The following is a 23,190-nucleotide window of genomic DNA, read 5'->3' on the forward strand; positions in this document are numbered from 1 at the left end:
CGTCGTCCGCGGCCAGCCTAGCGATCGGTTTCTGATGCCGACAGGCCACGTGAGGGGGACCTTTACGGAGTCTTCTACGAGTCCGGGAGTTCGCTGCCCACGAGCCACATCGAGAAGAACTGCGATCCGCCCCCGTAGGCGTGCCCGAGGACGCGTCTGGCCCCCTCCACCTGGTGTTCTCCGGCCTGTCCGCGCGCCTGGAGCGCCGCCTCCGCGAAACGGATCATGCCGGAGGCGCCGATGGGATTGGTCGACAGAACACCGCCCGACATGTTGACGGGCAGGTCACCGTCCAGCTCGGTCACCCCGGATTCGGTGAGCTTCCAGCCCTCGCCCTCCTCGGCGAAGCCGAGATTCTCCAGCCACATGGGCTCGTACCAGGAGAACGGCACGTACATCTCCACCGCGTCGATGTCCCGGCGCGGGTCGGCGATCCCGGCCTGCCGGTACACGTCGGCCGCGCAGTCCTTGCCGGCCTGGGGCGAGACGAAGTCCTTGCCGGCGAAGAGGGTCGGCTCGCTGCGCATGGCGCCGCCCAGCATCCAGGCGGGCGGCCGCGGCGCACGTGCGGCCCCCGCCCGGTCGGTCAGCACCATCGCGCAGGCACCGTCGGAGGACGGGCAGGTCTCCGAGTAGCGGATCGGGTCCCACAGCATGGGCGAGGCCTGGACCTTCTCCAGGGTGATGTCATGTTCATGGAGGTGGGCGTAGGGGTTCTTCAGGGCGTTTCGCCGGTCCTTGTACGCCACCAGCGAGCCGACGGTGTCGGGCGCGCCGGTGCGCCGCATGTACGCGCGCACGTGCGGGGCGAAGAAGCCGCCCGCCCCGGCGAGCAGGGGCTGCTGGAACGGGATCGGCAGGGACAGGCCCCACATGGCGTTCGACTCGGACTGCTTCTCGAAGGCGAGCGTCAGGACGGTGCCGTGCACGCGGGCCGCGACCAGGTTCGCGGCGACCAGCGCGGTGGAGCCGCCGACCGAACCGGCGGTGTGCACGCGCAGCATCGGCTTGCCCACCGCGCCGAGCGCGTCGGCGAGGTACAGCTCGGGCATCATCACGCCCTCGAAGAAGTCGGGCGCCTTGCCGATGACGACGGCGTCGATGTCGGCCCAGGTCAACTCGGCGTCGTCCAGGGCACGTCGGGCCGCCTCCCGGACGAGTCCCGCGATCGACACGTCCCGCCGCGCCGCCACGTGCTTGGTCTGGCCGATGCCTACGACGGCCACGGGTTCCTTGCTCATCGCGGATCCCCTTCGAGTACGGCGACCAGGTTCTGTTGCAGACAGGGGCCGGAGGTGGCGTGGGCGAGGGCCCGGTCGGACTCGCCGCGATGGATTGCGGCGGCGGCCTCTCCGATCCGGATGAGCCCGGCGGCCATGATCGGATTGGCGGCGAGCGCGCCGCCGGACGGATTCACCCGTACGTCGTCGCCGAGCCTCAGCGCCTTGCGCAGCACGACCTCCTGCGAGCTGAAGGGTGCGTGCAACTCGGCGGTGTCGACGGGTCGTTCGAAGGCGCCGGCCTTCTCTGCGGCCAGCCGTGCGGAGGGCGAGTCGGTCAGGTCGCGGATACCCAGGCCATGGGCCTCGATCCGGTGGTCGATGCCACGGATCCAGGCGGGCCGCGCCCCCAGTTCCCGCGCCCGCTCCCCCGCCGCGAGGATCACGGCCGCGGCTCCGTCCCCGATGGGCGGGCAGTCGCCGGTACGGAGGGGCCGTACGAGGTAGTCCCCTTGCGGCACCGAACCCCTCAGCTGGGCATGGGAGTTGGCGGTGGCGTCCGCGCGGCTGCGGGCGGCGACGGAGGCGAGCGCGGGCTCGTCGGTGTCACCCGCGTCGATGAGGGCCTGCGCCTGCAGTGCGGCCAGCGCGACGGAGTCGGGCCACAGGGGTGCCACGTAGTACGGGTCGAGCTGGCGGGTCAGGACGTCGCGTACGGAACCGGGTGAGGACTTGCCGTACGCATAGACGAGGGCGGTGTCCGCCTCCCCGGTGAGGAGCTTGGTCCACGCCTCGTACAGGGCCCATGCGCCGTCCATCTCGACGTGCGACTCGGAGATCGGCGGCCACGCGCCGACGCCGTCGAGGGCGAGGGTGAAGGAGAAGGCGCGGCCGGCCAGGTAGTCGCTGGAGCCGGAGCAGGTGAAGCCGATGTCCGAGGTCTGCAGACCGGTCTGCGCGAGGACCTCGTGCAGCACCGGCATCAGCATCTCGACCTCGGAGAGTTCCTCGCTGCTGCGCCGGTGGTCGGTCTGGGCGAAGGCGACCAGTGCAATGTCACGCATCACAGCAGCTCCTTGTAGACGTCGTAGTCCGCGTCGGGCTCACCGGTGGGCCGGTAGTGGTCGGGGTAGCGGGCCCCTTCCGTCCACACCGGTTCGACGCGCAGCCCCATGCGCACCTGGTCGTAGGGGATGCCGCCGATACGGCCGTGCAGGGCGAGGCCGGCGCCGTCGAGGGCGATGTGGGCGTAGACGTACGGGACTTCGATGCCGAGATTCGCCGTATGCGCAGCCTTGATGTTGACGATGCAGTACGTCGTGACCGTGCCGCGCGGGCCCACCTCGACCCGTTCCGCCGTGGCGACACCGCAGGTGGGGCACGCGCCCCTCGGCGGGACGTACACCTTCCGGCAGGAGGGGCAGCGTTCGCCGACCGTCCGCCGGTCGGACAGGGCGTGGATGTAGGCGGACTGGGCGCGGCCCGGCGAGTAGGTGTAGTCGAGGCGGGCGGCGGCGACGATGCCGGTGACGGGGTCCGCGAACTGGCCGGTGTGGTCCGCCGGTTGGGCGGGTTCGGCCGGCTGTCCTTCGTCCGGCTCGAAACAGGCGATGTCGGTGATGGCGCCCTTGCGCGCCTCGGCCCAGCGGACGCGGACGCGCATACCGGAGTGCACGGCGTCGGGGCCGGAGGCGTCGAGGGCGTGCAGGAGGGCGGTGTCGGCGCCGTCGAGGCGGACCAGGACCCAGGCGAAGGGGGTGTCGAGGGGTTGGCCGCGGCGGGGTTCGTGGTTCCAGGCCCAGGTGGTGACCGTGCCGGTGGGGGCGACCTCGACGAGGTCGCGTATCTCCTCGGCGGTGACGGGGTCGTACTCGACGGGCGGGACGAGGATCTGGCCGTCGCCGGTCCGTACGCCGAGGACGACGCGCTCGCGCAGTCCGGTCAGGAAGGCGCTCTGGACGGGACCGAGGGAGCGGGTGAAGGGGAACTCGACGGCGAGAGGGGCTTTGAGGACTTCGGGCATCGGGAACGTCTCTCCTTCGGAGCAGGGTCGGCGGATCGCGTCCAAGGGGGCGCGGGGGCGGTGGCATGTGCGGCTCCGTCGCGGGGCGCGACCCGCCACGCACGGCCCGCGTGTCCGGACCGCGCCTTCGGCGGAGCGTCAGGCGCGCCTGTAGAGCGGCGGCCGCTTCTCCGCGAAAGCGCGGGCACCCTCCTTCGCGTCGGCGGTGTCGAAGATCGGCCAGCCGCGCTTGAGTTCGGAGGCGAGGCCGTCCGTCTCCGTCATCTCGGCGGTCTCGTACACGGACGCCTTGACGGCCTCCACCGCCAACGGGCCGCAGGCGTTGATCCGTTCGGCGATCTCCAGGGCCTTGGCGAGGGCGGCGCCGTCGGGCACGACATGGCCGACCAGCCCGACGTCGGCCGCCTCGCGAGCGGTGTACGCACGGCCGGTGAGGAGCATTTCGAGCGCGTGAGTACGCGGGATCTGGCGCTGCAGGCGGACCGTGGACCCGCCGATCGGGAACAGCCCACGCCTGACCTCGAAGAGCCCGAAGGTGGCCGACTCGCCCGCGACGCGGATGTCGGTGCCCTGGAGGATCTCCGTGCCTCCGGCGACACAGTGCCCCTCGACGGCGGCGACGACCGGTTTGCGCGGGCGATGGTGGCGCAGCATCGCCTTCCAGTGGAGGTCGGGGTCGGCCTTGAGGCGGTCCCGGTACTGCTCGCCCTCCATGCCCCTGCCCGCGAGGGCTTTGAGGTCCATGCCCGCGCAGAACGCACCGCCCGCGCCGGTCAGCACGACCGAGCGGACGGCATCGTCCTGGTCGGCCTCGATCCAGCCGTCGTACAGGCCGACGAGCATGGACAGCGAGAGCGCGTTCTTGGCCTCGGGCCTGTTGAGCGTGAGCACCAGTGTGGCGCCTTCGCGCCGCATGGTGAGGTGTTCGGTCCCACCCATTGCCCATCTCCCCTCATCTGGAACGAGAACAGGTTGCAGTAGGCGAGTGGGCACTTCAAGGGTTTTCTGACAGTCAGTCAGATTTCTTCGCTCGGACCCTTCACAGTTGCCGCGCCCTTTGCTCTGATGACCGGCGAACCGACGGATGCGCCTTTCTTCGTCATGTCTGCCGGGGTCAGGAGGAGCGGTGGAGTACAACCTTGCCGACCTGTTCGAGTCGGTCGTCGACGTGGTGCCGGAGCGCGAGGCCCTGGTCTACGTCGACCACCCGGGCACGGGCGCGGAACGCCGCCTGACCTACGCGGAGCTGGACGCGGCGGCGAACCGTATCGGCCACCATCTGATCGACGCCGGGATCCGCCCCGGCGAGCACCTCGGGCTGCACCTGTACAACGGGATCGAGTACCTGCAGACGGTGTTCGGCTGCCTCAAGGCGCGGATCGTGCCGGTCAACGTCAACTACCGTTACGTAGAGGACGAGTTGGTGTACCTCTACCGGGACGCAGACCTGGTGGCCCTGGTCTTCGACACGGAGTTCGACGGCCGGGTGGCGGCCGCCCTGCCGCAGTGCCCGCAGCTGCGGCACCTCGTGCGGGTCGGCGGCGACGGCGAGGGAACCGGCGCCGTACCCTTCGCCGAGGCGGAGGCGGGAAGTTCGCCGGACCGGGGATTCCCGGCCCGCTCCGGCGACGACCAGTTCATCATCTACACCGGCGGCACCACCGGGATGCCCAAGGGCGTCATGTGGCGCCAGGAGGACCTGTTCTTCTCGGGGCTCGGTGGGGGCGCGCCGACCGGTGAACCGGTGAAGCGGCCGCAGGAGCTTGCCGAGCGGGTCGCCGCGGGCGGCTCGGGGATCACCTTCTTCCCCACTCCCCCGCTGATGCACGGCACCTCGACGCTCACCTCGTTCATCGGCTTCAACTTCGGGCAACGGGTCGTGATCCACCGCAAGTTCGTGCCCGAGGAGGTGCTGCGGACCGTCGAGAAGGAGAAGGTCACCAGCATGTCGCTGGTCGGCGACGCGATGCTGCGGCCGCTGATCGACGCGCTGGGCGGCCCCATGAGGGGCACGGACTGCTCGTCGGTGTTCAGCGTGTCGTCGTCGGGGGCGGTCATGTCGGAGACGGTGCGCCGGCAGTTCCAGGAACTGCTGCCGAACGTGATGCTGCTCAACAACTACGGCTCCTCCGAGTCCGGCTTCAACGGCACGGCGACGGCCGACTCCGGGGCCGGACAGAGCTTCCGCATCCGCGTCAACTCCCGCACCCAGGTGGTCGATCCGGCCACGGGCGCGACCGTCGCCGTGGGTGAGGTGGGACGGGTCGCGCAGTGCGGTCACGTGCCGCTCGGCTACTACAACGACCCGAAGAAGACCGCCGAGACCTTCTTCGAGAAGGACGGCGAACGGTGGGTGCTGCTGGGCGACATGGCGACGGTGGACGAGGAGGGTGTGGTCACCGTCCTCGGCCGGGGCTCGCAGTGCATCAACACCGGGGGCGAGAAGGTGTACCCGGAGGAGGTCGAGCAGGCCCTCAAGTCCCATCCGGACGTGTACGACGCCCTGGTCGCCGGAGTGCCGGACGCGAAGTGGGGCAACCACGTGGCGGCGGTCGTACAGATGCGTGAAGGCGTACCACGGCCCTCGCTGGAGGACGTCCAGTCCTACTGCCGTACGCACCTCGCCGGGTACAAGATCCCGCGGCAGCTGGTGGTCACGGAGGCCATACGGCGGTCGCCCAGCGGAAAGGCGGACTACCGCTGGGCACGGGAGGTGGCGGTCGCGGCGGACATCGCACCCGCGCGGGCGCCCGGCGGGGCCGCCGGATCCGGCCCGGCGTAGTCTTTGCGCGCGGTTGACCCGGGCTTATTGAACGGAGAGTGAAGCCGGGCCGTACGGAGGTTGGCGGCCCGGCCCTGCGGGCCCGGTCCGCCGTGCCATCACCGGGCTTCGCACGGAAGGACCTACGGGTGTCGCACCTCACGCCCCCTCGTCAACTGCCGGACATCGAAGCGGGCGTCGACCCTGATTCGCCTGTGACATCTGATGCTGCCGCGACATCGGGCAATACGGCCGCGGCGAAACCGGTGGTGCCGGACGAGCCACAGAGCGCCGACGAGGCAGTCGCGTCCACGGACGAGGAACCGGGCGCCGACGAGGGCGCCGTGTCCACGGGCGGACAGCCCGCGGCCGAGTCGACGGACCCACCGGAGCCGGGCGCGAAGCCTGCGGCTGGGCCGGACGCCGAGCAAGCGGCGGCCGATCCCGACTCCGCCGAGGCCACCCCGCCTTCCCGCCCCGGCTGGTTCGGCTGGCGCCGTCGTTACCCCCGTGCCGCCCGCGCCGTGCGGGTGGGCACGAGTGTCCTGGCCGGAGCCCTGGTGCTCGCCGTGCTTCTCGTGCCCAACCGCCTCGACCGGATCACTGTCCAGTCCTTCCTCCGCCTCCCCGTCGAGGCGATCTTCCTGGCGGCGCTTCTGCTCGTGCTGCCGTCGAAGGCACGGCGGATCACGGCCGGAGCGCTGGGGGTGCTCCTCGGGCTGACCACCATCCTGAAGTGCCTCGACATGGGTTTCCGCCAGACCCTGGCCCGCCCGTTCGACCTGGTCTTCGACTGGGTCCTGCTGAGCGACGCGGCGGACTTCCTGAAGGACTCGCTCGGTCGCTCGGGTGAGGTGCTCGCGGTGATCGGCGTGATCGTCCTGGTCGTCGCCGTGCTCGCGGTGAGCGCGCTCGCCGTGGTGCGGCTGGCGAACGTGATGGCCCGGCACCGCCCCATGGCCGTACGCACCACGCTGGTCCTCGGCGTCGCGTGGATCATCTGCTTCACCCTGGGGGCGCAGTTCGGCGGTGTCACGCTCGCCACCAAGGGCTACGCCCAGTACCTCGCCAACCGTGTCCAGTACGTCCGTGACGGCCTCGGTGACGCCGACGTCTTCAAGAAGCAGCTGGCCGTCGACGCCTACGCCAAGACCCCGCCCGACCAGCTGCTGACCGGGCTGCACGGCAAGGACGTGATGTTCACCTTCATCGAGAGCTACGGCCGGGTGGCCATCGACGATCCGTCCATGGCACCGGAGATCGACGCGACGCTCCAGGAGGGCAACGCCAGGCTCACGTCGGCCGGCTTCGCGGCGCGCAGCGGCTGGCTCAGGTCGCCCGTGACCGGCGCAGGCAGCTGGCTGGCCCACTCGACGTTCCTGTCCGGCCTGTGGATCAAGAACCAGCAGCGGTACCGGACCGTGACCACCAGCGACCGCGCCACCCTCACCAGCTACTTCAAGAAGACCGGCGACTGGCGCACGGTCGGCATCGTCCCGGGCGTGCGCAAGGCCTGGCCGGAGGGCAAGTACTTCGGCCTCGACCACATCTACGACTCCACACACCTCGGCTACCAGGGTCCGTACTTCAGCTGGACGCCGGTGCCGGACCAGTTCAGCCTGGAGGCCTTCCAGAAGCTGGAGCACGGCAAGAAGCACCGCGACCCGATCATGGCGGAGATCATCCTGGCCTCCAGCCACAATCCCTGGTCCCCCATCGCCCACACGATCGACTGGAACGACCTCGGCGACGGTTCGGTGTTCTACAAGATCAAGAAGGAGGGCACGAACCCCACGGAGGTCTGGAAGAGCGCGAAGCGCGTGCGGACCGAGTACCGCAAGGCCATCCAGTACTCCCTGGACAGCCTGACCCAGTGGATGCAGCGCTACGGCGACGACAACACCGTCCTCGTCTTCCTCGGCGACCACCAGCCCGTCCCGACGGTCACCGGCGGCACCGCGAACCGGGACGTGCCGGTCACGATCGTCGCCCGCGACCCGAAGGTGCTGGACAGGGTCTCCGACTGGGGCTGGACGGAAGGCCTCAAGCCCGCCAAGAACGGACCCGAGTGGAGCATGAACACGTTCCGCGACCGGTTCATGACGGCGTACGGACCGCACTCCGGGTGATCCCGGGCTCCGGGGGTCCTGGTGAGGTGAGGGGCTGAAGTGGGCGGGGAGTCTTCGGACGGCGTAGCAAGACTCGCCGGGGACGGATGGCGTCCCTAGGGTCGCAGTAACGGTGATCCCATGTCACCGGACCTGAAGGGGACTCCCCCATGAACCTACCGATACGCGCGCTGAGCGCAGCCGCGCTCACGATCCTCCTGACCGCCGGGCCGGCGACTGCCGTCGCACAGGCACACGCACAGGCACACGCACAGGCACAGGCACAGGCACAGGCCGACCTGGACTGCAGCGACTTCGCTTTCCAGGAGGACGCGCAGGCGGAATTCAACCGCGATCCCAGCGATCCCTTCCGCCTGGACGCGGACAACGACGGCATCGCCTGCGAAGAACTCCCGCACAGAACCGCGGCCGCTGTCACCCCGACCGCGGTTCCCCAACGCGGAGTGAACGCGGGTGTCGGCGGCGGCACCGGGCCTGCCGGCTTCGAGGCGGTGGCCGGTGCCGGCCTCACCGTCGTCGCCCTGGGCCTGGCCACCGGCCACGTGCTCCTACGGCGACGTCGCCGTGCCGCCGCACCGCGAGGTCATTGAAACCGGCCCTGAGCGGCCATGACCTCGTCGCCGTGCTCGAAGGCCCATGCTCCGACGGCGTCGATGGGAGCCAGCAAGGTCCGTCCCAGTGCCGTGAGTTGGTACTCGACTCGGGGTGGCGCGCCGGGACGTGCGTGCCGGGTCACCAGTCCGTTGAACTGCAGGCGCCGCAGCGTCTCGGTGAGGACCTTGGCGCTGATGCCTCCGATCCGCGCCCGCAGTTCGACCGGACGCCCGGGTCCGTCGCGCAGCGCCCAGAGCACCACGGCGTTCCATGTGTGGGAGAGCAGGTCGAAGGCCAGGCGGGCGCGGCAGTCGGCGAGGAAGTCATCGGTCGTCACGTACCAAATGGTGCCCGACACGCCCTCTAGCGTCGTCCTGAACGGTCGAAACAGGCGGCACTGGGAGGGAACACACAATGAGAATCGGCGTGTTGGGGACGGGCAACATGGCGGACGCACTCGCCACCCACCGGGTGCGGGCCGGGCACGAGGTGACCATCGGCGGACGGGACGCGGTCAGGGCGGAGCGGCTCGCGACCCGCGTCGGCGCTCAGCCTGCCGGTCTGCGCGCGGCAGCCGAGTCCGGGCAGGTGGTGCTGGCGGCACTGCCCTTCGGCGCGGGCGTGAGCGTGGCCCGGGAGCTGCGGACGGCTTTGGACGGCAAGGTGCTGCTCGACTGTTCCAATCCGGTCGGGCCGGGCTTTCGGCTGCTGACGGAAGGCGGCCCCTCGTCCGCGCAGCAGCTGGCCGCCGCGGCATGATGGGTCGGCTGATGTGGTTGGCGAGGGAGATGGCCCCATGACGGACGCGACGGAACTGCTGGATGCCGGGGAGCGGCTCGACGCCGGTGCTCTGCGGGAGCTGCAGCTGGAGCGGCTGCGCGCCTCGCTGCGGCACGTGTACGAGCGTGTGCCCTTCTACCGGGAGTCCTTCGACAAGGCCGGCGTCCACCCGGACGACTGCCGGTCACTTGCCGACCTGGCCCGTTTCCCGTTCACCACGAAGGCGGACCTGCGAGAGAACTACCCGTACGGAATGTTCGCCGTTCCGCAGGACCGCATTCGCCGGATCCACGCCTCCAGCGGCACCACCGGACGTCCCACGGTCGTCGGCTACACCGACAACGACCTCTCCCTCTGGGCCGACATGGTGGCCCGCTCGATCCGGGCGGCGGGCGGCCGGCCCGGAGACAAGGTACATGTGGCGTACGGGTACGGCCTGTTCACCGGCGGCCTCGGCGCGCACTACGGCGCCGAACGGCTCGGCTGTACGGTCATCCCCGCGTCCGGCGGCATGACGGCCCGTCAAGTGCAGCTGATCCAGGACCTCGAACCGCAGATCATCATGGTGACGCCGTCGTACATGCTCACACTGCTGGACGAGTTCGAACGCCAGGGTGTCGATCCGCGCGGCACCTCGCTGCGCGTGGGCGTCTTCGGTGCCGAGCCGTGGACCGAGCAGATGCGGCAGGAGATCGAGGGGCGGTTCGTGATCGACGCGGTCGACATATACGGGCTGTCCGAGGTGATCGGCCCGGGCGTGGCCCAGGAGTGCGTGGAGACGAAGGACGGGCTGCACATCTGGGAGGACCACTTCTACCCGGAGGTCGTCGATCCGATCACCGGCGAGGTGCTGCCGGACGGTGTGGAGGGCGAGCTGGTCTTCACCTCGCTGACCAAGGAGGCGATGCCCGTCGTCCGGTACCGGACCCGGGACCTGACGCGGCTGCTGCCCGGCACGGCGCGTGTCTTCAGGCGGATGGAGAAGGTCACCGGGCGCAGCGACGACATGGTGATCCTTCGCGGGGTGAACCTCTTTCCCACGCAGATCGAGGAGATCGTGCTGCGGACACCGGGCGTGGCGCCCCACTTCCAGCTCCGCCTCACCCGCGAGGGCCGGCTGGACGCCCTCACGGTCCGCGCGGAGGCCCGGCCGGACGCCGGCCGGGAGGTCCGGGAGGCCGCCGCTCGGACGATCACGGCGGCGGTGAAGGACGGCATCGGCGTCTCCGTCACGGTGGAGATCGTCGAACCGGAGTCACTGGAGCGGTCGGTGGGAAAGCTCCGCAGGATCGTGGACCTGCGCTCGCGCTAACCCGCGAACCGGTCCCGCAGTTCCCTCTTGAGGATCTTCCCGCTCGCGTTGCGCGGCAGCTCGTCCACGAACTCCACCCGCTTGGGTGCCTTGAAGTGGGCGAGCTTCTCGCGGGCGTGGGCGATGAGCTGGTCCTCGGTCACCTCGCCGCGCGGGACGACGACCGCGGTGACCGCCTCGATCCAGCGTTCGTCGGGCAGGCCGATCACGGCGACCTCGGCGACCGAGTCATGGGTGTAGAGGGCGTCCTCGACCTGGCGTGAAGCGACCAGTACGCCACCGGAGTTGATGACGTCCTTCACGCGGTCGACGATCGTGTAGTAGCCGTGGGCGTCCCGGACCGCGAGGTCACCGGAGTGGAACCAGCCGTCGCGGAAGGCGGCGGCCGTCTCCTCGGGCTTGTCCCAGTAGCCCTCGCACAACTGCGGGGAACGGTAGACGACTTCGCCCGGCGTACCGTCGGGAACGTCCTTGCCGTCCTCGTCGACCACACGGGCGTCGACGAAGAGGACGGGGCGGCCGCAGGAGTCCATGCGGCCCTTGTGCTCGCCGGGTGCCAGGACGGTGGCCAGGGGGCCGATCTCGCTCTGGCCGAAGCAGTTGTAGAAACCGAGCTTCGGCAGCCGTTCGCGCAGCCGCTCCAGGACCGGCACGGGCATGATCGAGGCGCCGTAGTACGCCTTGCGCAGTCCGCCGAGGTCGCGGGTGGTGAAGTCGGGGCGGTTGGACAGCCCGATCCACACCGTGGGCGGGGCGAACAGGCTGTCCACGCGGCCGGATTCGACGAGGTCGAAGAGCCGGTCGCCGTCCGGGGCGTCCAGGATGATGTTCGTGGCGCCGACCGCGAGGTACGGCAGCAGGAACACATGCATCTGCGCCGAGTGGTAGAGCGGCAGTGAGTGCACGGGGCGGTCGCCGGCGCTGAGGTCGAGGGCGGTGATCGCGCTCAGGTACTCGTGGACCAGGGCACGGTGCGTCATCATCGCGCCCTTGGGCAGGGCCGTGGTGCCGGACGTGTACAGCAGCTGCACCAGGTCCTCGGTGCGCGGCTCGGGCCCGTCGTACGCCGGAGCCGCAGCGAGGCGGGCCAGCAGTGAGTCCTCGGCGTCGCGCAGGGGCAGCGTACGGACGTCGTCGGCGAGTCGGCCGGTCAGGTCGGGGTCGGTCAGGACCAGGGAGCTGCCGGACTGGCCGACGATGTAGGCGAGGTCGTCGCCCGTCAGGTTCTGGTTGACCGGGACGTGGACGAGGCCGGCGCGGGCGCAGGCGAGGAAGCCGATCAGATAGGCGTCCGAGTTGTGGCCGTAGGAGCCGACCCGGTCGCCGGGGGCGAGATCCTGGGCGAGCAGTACGCTCGCCGCCCGGGAGACCGCCTCGTCGAGTTCCTCGTATGTCCAGGAGCGGTCGCGGTACTCGACCGCGACGCGTGCGGGGGTGCGCCGGGCGCTGCGCCGCAGCACCCCGTCAACCGTGCTGCCCTGTCCCTGCGTCATGACTGATGATCCTCGGCCCGTCGTCGGGTCAGGTCAAGCAGGTGGCACGTTCGGGGACACCCCGGTCACTGGGAGGGAGGGGGCATGACCAGCACACGAGTCCGCAGACACGCCGAGCCGGTGCTCGACGGGGCGGTGGCCGACCTCGGCGGCTGCGACCACGCCGACGCGGTGGCCGTGGATCTGCCGGCCGGCACCGACGCGGCCGAGTTCACGAGGCTGGTGTTCACCGGCACCCCGGAGTGGGTGCACCGGCTCCTCACCCTGCGCGACAAGGTCATGGCACCCTTCGGCCTGCAGACGCAGCAGCGCGTGCCCGCGGCGGACATCCGGGTGGAACCGGGCCTGAGGATGGGGCCGTTTCGCCTGCTGAAGGTGACCGCGGCAGAAGTGCTGTGCGGGGAGGACGACAAGCACCTGGACTTCCGTACCTCGTTCGCGGTCCGTCCGGTCTCCGCGGGCACCCGGCTGGAGGGCGTCTGCACGACGGCGGTGCGCTTCCACCGCCCCGCCGGCCGCCTGTACTTCAGGGCCATCCAGCCCTTCCACCACCTGATCGTTCCCCATGTCGTCGGCAGGGCCGTGCGCACGTGAGGAAGGGCTGTCAGGTCACAAGGGGCGCGTGCGGCCCTCCCAGTACGGGTCACGCAGCCGCCGCTTGTACAGCTTGCCGTTGGGGTCGCGGGGCATCTCGGCGATGAAGTCGACGCTCCTGGGCCGTTTGTATCCGGCGAGTTGCCCGGCGCAGTGGTCCAGGATCGCGGCGGCGAGGGCCGAGCCGGGCTCCTGGCCGGGGGCCGCCTCGACGACGGCCTTGACCTCCTCGCCCCAGTCGTCGTGCGGGATGCCGAAGACGGCGGCGTCCGCGACGGCGGGGTGGGCGAGCAGGACGGACTCGATCTCGGCCGGGTAGATGTTGACCCCACCCGAGATGATCATGTCGATCTTGCGGTCGCGGAGGAACAGATAGCCGTCCTCATCGAGGCAGCCGAGGTCACCGACCGTGAAGAAGTCACCGATGCGGTTCTTCTTCGTCTTGGCCTCGTCCTTGTGGTAGGCGAAGCCGCCGGTGTTCATCTTCATGTAGACGGTGCCCAGTTCACCGGGAGGCAGCCGGTTGCCGTCGTCGTCGAAGACCGCGAGTTCGCTGATGGGCCAGGCCTTGCCGACGGTGCCGGGCTTCTTCAGCCAGTCCTCGGCGGTGGCGAAGGCCCCTCCGCCCTCGCTGGCCGCGTAGTACTCCTCCACCGAGTTGCCCCACCAGTCGATCATCGCCCGCTTCACGTGGTCGGGGCAGGGCGCGGCGCCGTGGATGGCGTGCCGCATGGACGAGACGTCGTACGAGCGCCGCACCGCCTCCGGCAGGGCGAGCAGCCGGTGGAACTGGGTCGGGACCATGTGGGTGTGCGTGCACGCGTGGGTGTCGATGAGCCGGAGCATCTCCTCGGGCGTCCATCTGTCCATCAGGACGAGACGGTGGCCGATGTGCAGGGACGCGCCCGCGAACTGGAGTACGGCGGTGTGGTAGAGCGGCGAGCAGACGAGGTGGACGTTGTCGTCGTACGGCTTGATCCCGAAGATGCCGAGAAAGCCGCCGAGATAGGCCTCTTCGGGGGTCTTGCCGGGCAGCGGACGGCGGATGCCGCGCGGGCGGCCGGTGGTGCCGGAGGTGTAGTTCATGACCCAGCCCAGCTCCCGGTCCGTGGGCGCCGACTCCGGTTGCCCGTCGAGGAGTTCGGCGTACGGCCTGAAGCCCTCGACCTCGCCGACCGCGTACCGGTGGGTGGCCGGGAGGCCCGCCTCGTCGGCGGCGTGGCGGGCGGGTTCGGCGAACCGTTCGTGGGAGATGAGCACCTTGGCGCCGGAGTCGGCGACGATCCAGCCGATCTCCGGGCCGACGAAGTGGTGGTTGACGGGGACGAGGTAGAACCCGGCCTGGCTGGCGGCCAGGTAGGCGGTGAAGAACTCGATGCCGTTGGGCAGGACGACCGCGAAGGCGTCCCCGCGTTCCAGTCCGGCGGCACGCAGGCCGTGCACCAGACGGTTCGCGGCGGCGTGCAGTCGGCCGGCGGTCCACTGCTCGCCGTCCGGTGCGACGAGGACCGTGCGGTCCGGATCGGCGGCGGCCTGGACCCAGAATCCGGCGGGGGGCGTACTCGTCACTTGCCGCTCCTTCCGGCGATGCGGATCATGCGGTCGATGGCGTTGTCGAAGCCACGGGTGAGGTCGTCGAAGACGGCCTGGACACTGCGTTCGCCGTTCATCCGGCCGACGATCTGGCCGACGGGGGTGCCGAGCAGCGGCTCGACCTCGTACTTCTGGATGCGGGTGAGGGCCTCGGCCACGAGCAGTCCCTGCAGGGGCATGGGGAGCGTGCCGGGTCCGGCCTGGTCGTCCCAGGCGTCGGTCCATTCGGTACGGAGCTGACGTGCCGGTTTCCCGGTCAGGGCGCGGGAGCGGACGGTGTCGCCGGAGCCGGCGGCGAGCAGTTTCCGCGTCACGGCGGGCGAGGAGACATCGGCCTCGGTGCAGGTCAGCCACAGGGAGCCCAGCCACACGCCCTGGGCGCCGAGGGCGAGGGCGGCCGCCACCTGCTGTCCGCTGCCGATGCCGCCGGCGGCCAGCACGGGCAGCGGATCCACGGCGTCGACGACCTCGGGGGTGAGCACCATGGAGGCGATCTCGCCGGTGTGGCCACCGGCCTCGTACCCCTGGGCGACCACGATGTCGATGCCGCCCTCCTTGTGCTTGCCGGCGTGCCGGGCGCTGCCCGCGAGCGCGGCGACCAGTACGTCCTGCTCGTGGGCGCGGGCCACGACGTCGGCGGGCGGGGAGCCGAGGGCGTTGGCGAGCAGCCGGATCGGATAGTCGAAGGCGACGTCGAGCTGACTCCGGGCGACCTGCTCCATCCAGCCGGTGATGCGCCAGCCGGACACCTCGCCCTCGGCCAGCTCGGGCACGCCGTACTTGGCGAGGGTGTCCGTGACGAACTGCCGGTGCCCCTCGGGGATCATCGCCTCGACGTCGGCCTCCGAGACGCCCTCCACCTTCTTCGCGGGCATCACGACATCCAGGCCGTACGGCTTCCCCTCGACATGCGCCTCGATCCAGTCCAGGTCGCGTTTGAGGTCGTCGGGGGCTGTGTAGCGGACCGCGCCGAGCACTCCGAAGCCGCCGGCCCGGCTGATGGCCGCGGCGACGGCGGGGAACGGCGTGAAGCCGAAAATGGCGTGCTCGACTCCCAGTTTCTTGCTCAGCTCCGTCTGCATGGGCGCAGAATGCCGCAGTCCTCCGGACGACGGAAGGCTTTTTCTGATGCTCCGTCAGATTTCTGGCCGTCCGGCGAAGGCCGACGGGTACGGGCCGCTGGAGGACGTAGCCTGCGACAAGGTCAACCTGAAGAAGATCGCCACGCACCGGCCGGACATGCTCCGGGTGGCCGGGTCGCTCATCACCAGCCAGGTCCGGGCCTACGACCTGCTGCGGATGTTCGGCCGCGAAGGGCACCCGACCCCGCTGGGGGCCGCGTTCGCCGAGTACGGGTGCATCGACAAGACCATGCATCTGCTCGCCCTGGTCGACCCGGTCGATGACACCTGCCGACGGCTGATGAGTCGGCAGCTCACTGTGCAAGACGACGAGGATTGACGGCCGGCACACCCGAGCGACCTGGCCACTGCTTGCGCCCCGCGGGGACCTGGCACCCGACTTGTTGTGACGCCTGCGCGGCAGGCGTCACAACAAGTCAGTCGGGTGCACTCTCCTGGGCGGGATCCTTGGATGCCGGGTGATCTGGACCGACGGCCGGGGCGGCGGCACGCAGCGCCGCTTCGACCCGGCGGTTGCTGGTCATGGATGCCGTGACGGCCGTCATCGCCAGGAGGAGGACAGCGGCGGCGTAGAGCGGGGTGCGGATGTCGTAGGTGGTGGCCAGCCAGCCGCCGAGGAAGGCCCCGATGGGGGCGGCGCACATGGCCAGCATGCGGGAGGTGGAGGCGTCCCGGCCCATGAGGTGGGCCGGGACGATCGCCTGCCGGAGGGAGGGCCCGAGTACCATCGTGGCGCCCGGGGAACGGCCGCCCTCCCGGCACACGCCCGGCCGGCCCTGCGCCGGCGGTACACGACCGACAAGCAGTACGTGGGCCGCGGCACGTATGTCGACGGCCTCCGCGTCGAGGCGGCACACGGTGTCCTCTTCGACGAGTCACACACGGCGGACGCGGCGCGGATCGTGGCGACGGTGTGGGCCGCGTCGGCCGACCAGGCGCGCTCCGCTGCGATCCGGCACCCTCCCGCTACCGTGAGTAGCGATCAGTGTGCGGAGGATGGGAGACGCTGGATGGCCGGAAGGCTGACGACCCTGCTCGCGACGGGCGTGGCGGTGATGTGCGCGACCGGCCTGACCGCCGCGCCCTCGGACTCGGACCTGGAGGTGGTCCGGCTCGACCCGACCGCCGCGCCGCCCGGTGGCAGCACCGTGGTGCACGCCTTCGTGGCCAACGGCGGGCCGGATCAGACCGCCTCGCCGTTCACGGTGGTCGTACGGCTGCCGTCCGGCTTCACGGCGGAGGGCCCCTACTTCCCCGGGGACTGCCGCGCCGAGGCCCGTGGCCGCCTGGTGCGTTGCACCTTCGGGGCGGGGCTGGCGCGGTTCCGGACGGCCACCGCGCTGGTTCCGGTCCGGGTGGACGCGGATGTGCCCTCCGGCACGGAGGCTGAGGGGCACATCCAGGTGATCAGCGTCGACGACCGCGATCCGCGCAACGACCGAACGCCGTTCACCCTGTCCGTCGACAGCTGACCAGGCACCTGCTGACGAGTCGGCTACGGACCGGTCGGCTGATGATCAGCGGTACACCTTCACGTAGTCGGCCTGCATGGTGATCGGCGTCGAGCCGCTGGGCGCGGGGTGGTACTCGCCGGCGCTGAGCGACAGGTTGAGGATCAAGTAAGCCGAGAAGTCGTTGCCGACGCCGTGGCCGTCGGAGTAGACCTTCTTGCCGTTGACGTACCAGTCCACGGAGTCGGCTCCGTAGCGCGTGCCTATGGTGACCCACTGGCCGGGCGCTATCGCACCGGAGTCGGTGTAGTAGTCGGAGCCGGAGGTGACGTGGTTGGTCAGCTCCAGCAGGTCCGGGTTGTCCGGGTGGTACTCAAAGGAGTCGAGCTCGCGGCCTCCGTCACCGCGCGCCGGGGCAGCGCCCAGGAGGTGGCCCGGCGGACGCGCACCTCCCACCCCTCTCCGTCGGGCACGAGCTGGAAGTACTCCTGGTCGTAGCGTTCGCCGTCGTCGTGCCAGTGCCACAGCTGGAAGGTGATCGACCGGCCGTCGGAGCCGTGCGACACCTGGGGAGGGGACGCGGCGGGGCGGGTCCGGCGGATGTCGTCGTAGTCCCGGAGCGTGAGCAGGAGCAGCCCGCCGTCTCTCAGGACCCGTCGCATGCCGCGCAGAGCCGCCCCCAGGTCCTGCGCGGACAGCAGGTGTGCGAGGGAGTTGTCGGCGCATACGACGGCGTCGAACGTGTCCGGCCCGAACGGGAGTCGGCGCATGTCCGCCGCCGCCGTCGGAAGTACGACGCCACGGGCCGCGGCTTCGGCGGCGGCGCGGGTGACGGCCACGGGGCTCAAGTCGCTGCCGACGAGCCGGTGTCCGGCGCGAGCGAGCCCGATCGCCTGGGTGCCGATGCCGCAGGCGCAGTCCAGCAACCTGTGCGGTCCGGGACCCAGTCCCCGGCGGACGAGACCGTCAGTGCCGCGGCCTGGCGGGCGATGCTCGCGTCCCAGTCCGGGAAGATGCGGTGGTAGTCGGCGGCGAGTGAGTCGTAGAAGTCCCGTGCGGAGGACGCGCTCACGTCAGTCACTTCGCTTCCAGCACCGCCATCGCCGCGTTGTGTCCCGGAACTCCGCTCACACCGCCGCCCCGTACCGCGCCCGCCCCGCACAGCAGCACGTTCGCGTGCCGGGTCTCCACGCCCCAACGGCCGGTCCCGTCCTGGGTGTACGGCCAGGTCAGCTCGCGATGGAAGATGTTGCCGCCGGGCAGGCGCAGGTCGCGCTCCAGGTCGAGCGGGGTCCTGGCCTCGATGCACGGGCGGCCGTCCGCGTCGGTCGCCAGGCAGTCCACGAGTGGTTCGGCGAGATGGGCGTCGAGTTGAGCCAGGGTCGACTTCAGGAGTTCCTCGCGTACGGAGTCGTTGTCCCGTGCGAAGAGCCGGGCGGGTGTGTGCAGGCCGAAGAGGGTGAGGGTCTGGTAGCCCTTTTCGACAAGGTCGGAGCCGAGGATCGACGGGTCGGTGAGGGAGTGACAGTAGATCTCGGAGGGCGGCGCCGCGGGGAGTTCGCCGGAGGCGGCCTGGGCGTGGGCGGCGGCGAGTTGCCGGTAGCCCTCGGCGATGTGGAAGGTGCCGGAGAACGCCTCGCGCGGGTCGACGGAACGGTCGCGCAGCTTCGGCAGCCGCTTGAGCAGCATGTTCACCTTGAGCTGGGCGCCCTCGGCGGGGGCGGGGAGTGCGTCGCCGGTCAGCTCGGCCAGGGCCTGCGGGGAGGCGTTGACGAGGACGTGCCGGGCTGCGGCGACGCCCTCGCCGTCGGGGGTCCGGTAGGTGATCTCGGCGGTTCGGCCGTCCGTGTCGATGCGCACGGCCTCGTGCCCGGTGGCGAGGACGGCGCCCGCGCGCCGGGCGGCGGTGGCCAGGGCGTCGGTCAGGGCGCCCATGCCGCCGACGGGGACGTCCCAGGCGCCGGTGCCGCCGCCGATCACGTGGTAGAGGAAGCAGCGGTTCTGCCGCAGTGAGGGGTCGTGGGCGTCGGCGAAGGTGCCGATGAGGGCGTCGGTGAGGACGACACCCCGCACGAGGTCGTCGGCGAAACGGTCCTCGACTGCGACGCCGATCGGGTCCTCGAACAGAACCCGCCAGGCCTCCTCGTCGTCGACGCGGCGGCGGAGTTCGTCGCGGGTGGGCAGCGGTTCGGTGAGGGTCGGGAAGACGCGCTCGGCGACGCGGCCGGTCATGCCGTAGAAGCGCTGCCAGGCCTCGTACTCGCGGTCGGAACCGGTGAGCCGGGCGAAGGCCTCCCGGGTGCGCCGCTCGCCCCCGCCGACCAGAAGTCCGGTCGGCCGGCCGTCCCGCTCCACGGGGGTGTACGACGAGATGGTGCGGGCCCGGATCCGGAAGTCGAGCCCGAGGTCCCGCACGACCTTCTTCGGCAGCAGGCTGACCAGGTAGGAGTAACGCGACAGCCGCGCGTCCACCCCGGCGAACGGCCGCGTGGAGACCGCGGCGCCCCCCGTGTGGTCCAACCGCTCCAGAACCAGCACGGACCGCCCGGCCCGGGCCAGGTAGGCGGCGGCGACCAGCCCGTTGTGGCCCCCGCCGACGATCACGGCGTCGTATGTCCGGTGTCCCTCGTGTGCAGCCATGCTTCTTGGTAGCACGCGATGATCGTCAGCGGCCAGGGGTGCACGACGCCCCGGGGGTCACGACGACGGCGTCAGCCCCCACCCGACGCCCGCCGCTGCCGCAGCACCGCCACCCGGCGATACAACTCGACCGCCTCGGCACCACGCCCGAGTTGCTCCAGGCAGTGGGCCTCGACGTTGCCGCCGACGAAGATCACCCCTAACGGCCGAGACCGACCCACGACAACCACCAGCACTCACCCGGCGTCATCCCCCACCCGACGCCCGCCGCTGCCGCAGCACCGCCACCCGGCGATACAACTCGACCGCCTCGGCACCACGCCCGAGTTGCTCCAGGCAGTGGGCCTCGTCGTTGCGGCTGGCGAGGGTGTCGGGGTGGTCGGGGCCCAGGACGTGCTCGCGGGCGGCGGCGACGCGGCGGTACTCGGTGAGGGCGTCGGGCCAGCGGCCCAGCCAGCCGAGGCCGACGGCGACCTCGCGGCGGCTGACCAGGGTGTCGGGGTGGTCGGGGCCAAGGACGCGTTCGCGGATCGCGCAGACGTCACGGGATTCGGCGAGGGCCTCCTCCCAGCGGCCCAGGCGGCCGAGGTTGACGCCGAGGCCGTGCCGGGCGCGCAGGGTCTCGGGGTGAGTGGGGCCCTGGACGCGGGCGCGGTCGTCGATCAGGTCGCGGTAGAGGGTGAGCGCCTCCGCGCTGCGGCCGAGACGGCCGAGGCTGATGCCGACCTCGTAGCGGGCGGCGAGGGTGTCGGCGTGGTCGGGGCCGAGGGCCTGGGCGCGGGCCTCGGCGACCTCGTGGTAGGTCTGCAGGGCCTCCTGCCAGCGGCCCAACTGGCCCAGCGCATAGGCGACTTCGTAGCGGGTGACCAGGGTGTCCGGATGGTCTGCGCCCAGCACGCGGGTGCGGGCCGCGGCGACGTCGCAGGCCATGCGGTACGAGTCCTCCGGACGGCCCAGCCTGCTGAGGTTGAAGGCGAGGTTGTGGCGGCAGCGCAGGGTGTCGGGGTGGTCGGGGCCCATGCCGCGCTCACGGGCGGCGAGGACGGACGTGTACACCTGGTGCGCGTCGAAGTGGCGGCCCAACTGGCCCAGCACGTAGGCCATTTCCTGCCGGGCGGCGAGCGTGTCGGGGTGGTCGGCGCCCAGCGCCCGGGTTCGGGCGGCAGCCACGTGCTTGTACTCCTGCAGCGCGTCGGCGGCGCGCCCGGTGCGGCTGAGGGTGAAGGCGACCTCGTAGCGGCTGGCGAGGGTGTCGGGGTGGTCGGGGCCCAGAAGGTGGGTGCGCTCGGCGGCCACCGCGCGGTGCACCTCGCCCGCCTCCGCCCAGCGGCCCAGCCGGCCCAGACTGAGCCCGGCGTTGTGCCGCCCGGACAGCGCGGCGATCTCCTCCGGCGAGGGCGCGGACAGCTGGTCCGAGGGGGGCTCCTCCGCCCGGCCGCCCGCGGATCGCGGGATCCACTCGCCGGTGAGGCCGGCCCCGGCGTCCGGTGGTGTGATGCTGAGGCCTGCGCCGGTGGCCTTGTGGCCGGTGGTCATGCCGCGGGTCCAGGACGGCAGCCGGACCTCTCGCGAGGTCTCCGGCTCGGGTGGCCGGATCGTCGGCTGCGGGGTCACGATGGTCGGCACGTACGCCGGTGTCGTACGCCCCATGCTGATGCGGCGGCTCAACTCGCGGGCGTCGTGCGGACGTTGCTCGGGGAGCTTGGCCAGCAGGTCCAGGATGATCTTCTCGAGGTACTCGGGCAGTTCGGCCCGCCGGCTGCGTGGCGGCTGGGGCGGGGTGTCGCGGTGGCCGACGAGGATCGCCCAGGCGTCGTCGAGGTCGAACGGCGGTGCCCCCGTGGCGATCTCGTACAGCACGCACCCCAGCGAGTACAGGTCGCTGCGCTGGTCGACCTCGGATCCGCCGATCTGCTCAGGCGACATGTAGTGCGGGGTGCCCATGGCGATGCCCGTGCCGGTCAGCCGCGAGGTGAAGCCGATGTCGGCGCCGAGGCGGGCGATGCCGAAGTCGCAGATCTTCACCGTGCCGTCGCCGAGCCGCATGATGTTGGCGGGTTTCAGGTCGCGGTGCACGATGCTCTGCTGGTGGGTGTAGGCGAGGGCGGCGGAGACCTGGTCGGCGATCTCCACGACGTCGCCGACCGGCAGCGGGTGCTGCTTGTTGTCCTCGAGGAGCTGGGAGAGGTTGCGGCCCTCCAGAAGCTCCATGACCAGGTAGAGGATCCCGTCGGACTCGCCGAAGTCGTGGACGACGGTGATCCCGCGGTGCTGGAGGGCGGCGGCCACCCGGGCCTCACGGCGAAAGCGTTCCCTGAGGACCCGGGTGAAGGACTGGTCGTGGTGCGGGCCGAGGGGCTTGAGGCACTTCACGGCGACATGACGGCCCAGCGACTCGTCGCGCGCACGCCACACCTCGCCCATACCGCCCCGCCCGATCAGGTCGAGCAGCCGGTACCGGCCCTGGATCAGCCTGCTGTCCCCCATCTGCTGCGATCGCCCCCGTAACTGTTCGCCCCGGCCACCCCTGGCCCGTCCAGTATGGCGACCTATCGTCCGAGTTTGTACGGTGCCGGGCGGGAGCCGGGGCCCAGCCGTGACATGGCCCGCAGGATGTGCTTGGGCGGGAGTTGCCATCGCACACGTGCGGGAACACAGCGCAGCAGGGTGCCCGTGGCACGCAACTGCCGGGTGACGGTGTCGGGTCCGGGTGCGGGCCGGCCGTACAGCTCGTGGGCGTACGGCGGCAGGGCGGCGTACGCCAGGTGTGCCACCCGCCGCCACAGCACCGCCCGCGCCGGGACGAGGAGGCGGTGTGTCGGGGGGCGGAGCAGGAAGTCGTCCACTTCGCGCGCCTCGGCTCCGGCGGCGAGTTCGGGCCGCGCCTTCTCGAAGTAGGCGTCCATCTCCGCCTGGTTCGCGGGTACGGCGTCGGGGTCGAGGCCCACCAGGCGGGCGCTGACGCGGTGTTCGCCGATGTAACGGTCCACCTGCGCGTCGGTGAGGCGGAATCCGGAGCGGCGGGCGACCTGCACATAGGAGTCGATCTCGGCGCAGTGCACCCACAGCAGCAGGTCGGGTTCGTCGACGCCGTACCGCTCCCCCGTGTCCGGGTCTGTCGCCGACAGCATGCTGTGGATCTTCCGCACGCGGGCGCCCGCACGTTCGGCGGCCTGAGTGGTGCCGTACGTCGTGGTGCCGACGAAGTTCGCGGTCCGCATGAGGCGGCCCCAGGCATCGCGCCGGAAGTCGGAGTTCTGCATGACTCCGCGCACCGCGCGCGGATGCAGCGCCTGGAGGTAGAGCGCACGTACGCCGGCGACCCACATCATGGGGTCGCCGTGCATCTGCCAGGTCACCGAGGCCGGTCCGAACAGCCCGGGATCACCTGCCTTGAGGCCCGTCACCCCTGCAGTGTGACCGGGCTCGCCAGTTGGCACCAGGCCATGTTCACGACC

General features: G+C 71.0%; 19 protein-coding genes and 4 pseudogenes. 8 read left to right on the forward strand and 15 right to left on the reverse strand.

Annotated features, from left to right (window positions below; all coding sequences use genetic code 11):
* Positions 1-74: 74 nt before the first annotated feature.
* The 4 genes from ACYUED_RS02475 to ACYUED_RS02490 form a co-directional block, all read right to left on the reverse strand.
* Positions 75-1,241 carry a thiolase family protein gene (locus ACYUED_RS02475; protein WP_491290676.1) on the reverse strand — a complete coding sequence of 389 codons (1,167 nt, stop codon included), beginning with the start codon at positions 1,239-1,241 and terminating at the stop codon, positions 75-77.
* Positions 1,238-2,284, reverse strand: a complete 1,047-nt coding sequence (locus tag ACYUED_RS02480; protein WP_491290677.1) for a thiolase family protein — start codon at positions 2,282-2,284, stop codon at positions 1,238-1,240. The genes ACYUED_RS02475 and ACYUED_RS02480 overlap by 4 nt, the downstream gene beginning before the upstream one ends.
* Entirely contained in the window at positions 2,284-3,243 is a 960-nt protein-coding gene (locus tag ACYUED_RS02485) for a Zn-ribbon domain-containing OB-fold protein (protein ID WP_491290678.1), read from the reverse strand. Before ACYUED_RS02485 ends, ACYUED_RS02480 begins: the two co-directional genes overlap by 1 nt.
* Positions 3,244-3,381: 138 nt before the next feature.
* The gene (locus ACYUED_RS02490; RefSeq protein WP_491290679.1) at positions 3,382-4,182 is read right to left on the reverse strand and encodes a crotonase/enoyl-CoA hydratase family protein; all 801 of its coding nucleotides are present in this window, start codon (positions 4,180-4,182) and stop codon (positions 3,382-3,384) included.
* Positions 4,183-4,369: 187 nt separating this feature from the next.
* Between ACYUED_RS02490 and ACYUED_RS02495 the strand changes: the two genes are divergently transcribed.
* The 3 genes from ACYUED_RS02495 to ACYUED_RS02505 all read left to right on the forward strand — a co-directional run bounded on the left by ACYUED_RS02495 (position 4,370) and on the right by ACYUED_RS02505 (position 8,723).
* Positions 4,370-6,025, forward strand: a complete 1,656-nt coding sequence (locus ACYUED_RS02495) for an acyl-CoA synthetase (RefSeq protein ID WP_491290680.1) — start codon at positions 4,370-4,372, stop codon at positions 6,023-6,025.
* Positions 6,026-6,219: 194 nt separating this feature from the next.
* Entirely contained in the window at positions 6,220-8,133 is a 1,914-nt protein-coding gene (locus tag ACYUED_RS02500; RefSeq protein WP_491290681.1) for an alkaline phosphatase family protein, read from the forward strand.
* A gap of 149 nt (positions 8,134-8,282) precedes the next feature.
* Positions 8,283-8,723 (forward strand): excalibur calcium-binding domain-containing protein, encoded by a 441-nt coding sequence (locus ACYUED_RS02505; protein ID WP_491290682.1) that lies wholly within the window; start codon positions 8,283-8,285, stop codon positions 8,721-8,723.
* On the opposite strand, the gene ACYUED_RS02510 is transcribed toward ACYUED_RS02505, so the two are convergent.
* Positions 8,717-9,064 (reverse strand): winged helix-turn-helix transcriptional regulator, encoded by a 348-nt coding sequence (locus ACYUED_RS02510; protein WP_491290683.1) that lies wholly within the window; start codon positions 9,062-9,064, stop codon positions 8,717-8,719. The two genes, ACYUED_RS02505 and ACYUED_RS02510, sit on opposite strands and share 7 nt — an antisense overlap.
* Positions 9,065-9,141: 77 nt before the next feature.
* Here ACYUED_RS02510 and ACYUED_RS02515 point away from each other — a divergent pair.
* Positions 9,142-9,483 (forward strand): annotated as a pseudogene (locus tag ACYUED_RS02515) (NADPH-dependent F420 reductase); the annotation flags it as partial.
* A 40-nt stretch (positions 9,484-9,523) separates the two neighbouring features.
* Positions 9,524-10,819 (forward strand): phenylacetate--CoA ligase PaaK, encoded by a 1,296-nt coding sequence (gene paaK / locus ACYUED_RS02520; protein ID WP_491290684.1) that lies wholly within the window; start codon positions 9,524-9,526, stop codon positions 10,817-10,819.
* On the opposite strand, the gene ACYUED_RS02525 is transcribed toward paaK, so the two are convergent.
* Entirely contained in the window at positions 10,816-12,312 is a 1,497-nt protein-coding gene (locus ACYUED_RS02525; RefSeq protein WP_491290685.1) for an acyl-CoA synthetase, read from the reverse strand. The two genes, paaK and ACYUED_RS02525, sit on opposite strands and share 4 nt — an antisense overlap.
* A gap of 84 nt (positions 12,313-12,396) precedes the next feature.
* On the opposite strand from ACYUED_RS02525, the gene ACYUED_RS02530 reads away from it, so the two are divergent.
* Positions 12,397-12,906: a DUF2867 domain-containing protein gene (locus tag ACYUED_RS02530; RefSeq protein WP_491290686.1), complete on the forward strand. Its 510-nt coding sequence runs from the start codon at positions 12,397-12,399 to the stop codon at positions 12,904-12,906.
* 15 nt (positions 12,907-12,921) lie between these two features.
* Here the strand turns inward: ACYUED_RS02530 and ACYUED_RS02535 are convergent, their stop codons facing one another.
* The gene (locus tag ACYUED_RS02535) at positions 12,922-14,475 is read right to left on the reverse strand and encodes an acyl-CoA synthetase (RefSeq protein WP_491290687.1); all 1,554 of its coding nucleotides are present in this window, start codon (positions 14,473-14,475) and stop codon (positions 12,922-12,924) included.
* Positions 14,472-15,581, reverse strand: coding sequence for a nitronate monooxygenase (locus tag ACYUED_RS02540; protein WP_491290688.1), 1,110 nt, complete (start codon positions 15,579-15,581; stop codon positions 14,472-14,474). The genes ACYUED_RS02535 and ACYUED_RS02540 overlap by 4 nt, the downstream gene beginning before the upstream one ends.
* On the opposite strand from ACYUED_RS02540, the pseudogene ACYUED_RS02545 reads away from it, so the two are divergent.
* Positions 15,580-15,948, forward strand: a pseudogene (locus ACYUED_RS02545) (Tn3 family transposase); the annotation flags it as partial. The gene ACYUED_RS02540 and the pseudogene ACYUED_RS02545 overlap by 2 nt on opposite strands.
* A gap of 109 nt (positions 15,949-16,057) precedes the next feature.
* On the opposite strand, the pseudogene ACYUED_RS02550 reads toward ACYUED_RS02545, so the two are convergent.
* Positions 16,058-16,390, reverse strand: a pseudogene (locus tag ACYUED_RS02550) (MFS transporter); the annotation flags it as partial.
* A gap of 261 nt (positions 16,391-16,651) precedes the next feature.
* Here ACYUED_RS02550 and ACYUED_RS02555 point away from each other — a divergent pair.
* The gene (locus ACYUED_RS02555) at positions 16,652-17,113 is read left to right on the forward strand and encodes a hypothetical protein (protein WP_491290689.1); all 462 of its coding nucleotides are present in this window, start codon (positions 16,652-16,654) and stop codon (positions 17,111-17,113) included.
* 45 nt (positions 17,114-17,158) lie between these two features.
* On the opposite strand, the gene ACYUED_RS02560 is transcribed toward ACYUED_RS02555, so the two are convergent.
* The 6 genes and pseudogenes from ACYUED_RS02560 to ACYUED_RS02585 form a co-directional block, all read right to left on the reverse strand.
* A complete protein-coding gene (locus ACYUED_RS02560; RefSeq protein ID WP_491294859.1) occupies positions 17,159-17,548 on the reverse strand; it encodes a hypothetical protein in 390 nt (129 codons plus the stop codon).
* A pseudogene (locus ACYUED_RS02565) lies at positions 17,431-18,164 on the reverse strand (class I SAM-dependent methyltransferase). The gene ACYUED_RS02560 and the pseudogene ACYUED_RS02565 overlap by 118 nt, the downstream one beginning before the upstream one ends.
* Positions 18,165-18,169: 5 nt before the next feature.
* Positions 18,170-19,732: a phytoene desaturase family protein gene (locus tag ACYUED_RS02570; protein WP_491290690.1), complete on the reverse strand. Its 1,563-nt coding sequence runs from the start codon at positions 19,730-19,732 to the stop codon at positions 18,170-18,172.
* 71 nt (positions 19,733-19,803) lie between these two features.
* Positions 19,804-19,953, reverse strand: a complete 150-nt coding sequence (locus ACYUED_RS02575; RefSeq protein WP_491290691.1) for a hypothetical protein — start codon at positions 19,951-19,953, stop codon at positions 19,804-19,806.
* A 25-nt stretch (positions 19,954-19,978) separates the two neighbouring features.
* The gene (locus ACYUED_RS02580; RefSeq protein ID WP_491290692.1) at positions 19,979-22,219 is read right to left on the reverse strand and encodes a serine/threonine-protein kinase; all 2,241 of its coding nucleotides are present in this window, start codon (positions 22,217-22,219) and stop codon (positions 19,979-19,981) included.
* A gap of 62 nt (positions 22,220-22,281) precedes the next feature.
* A complete protein-coding gene (locus tag ACYUED_RS02585; RefSeq protein WP_491294807.1) occupies positions 22,282-23,079 on the reverse strand; it encodes an oxygenase MpaB family protein in 798 nt (265 codons plus the stop codon).
* Positions 23,080-23,190 lie beyond the last annotated feature (111 nt).

The organism is Streptomyces sp. DF42 (genome assembly GCF_058267695.1).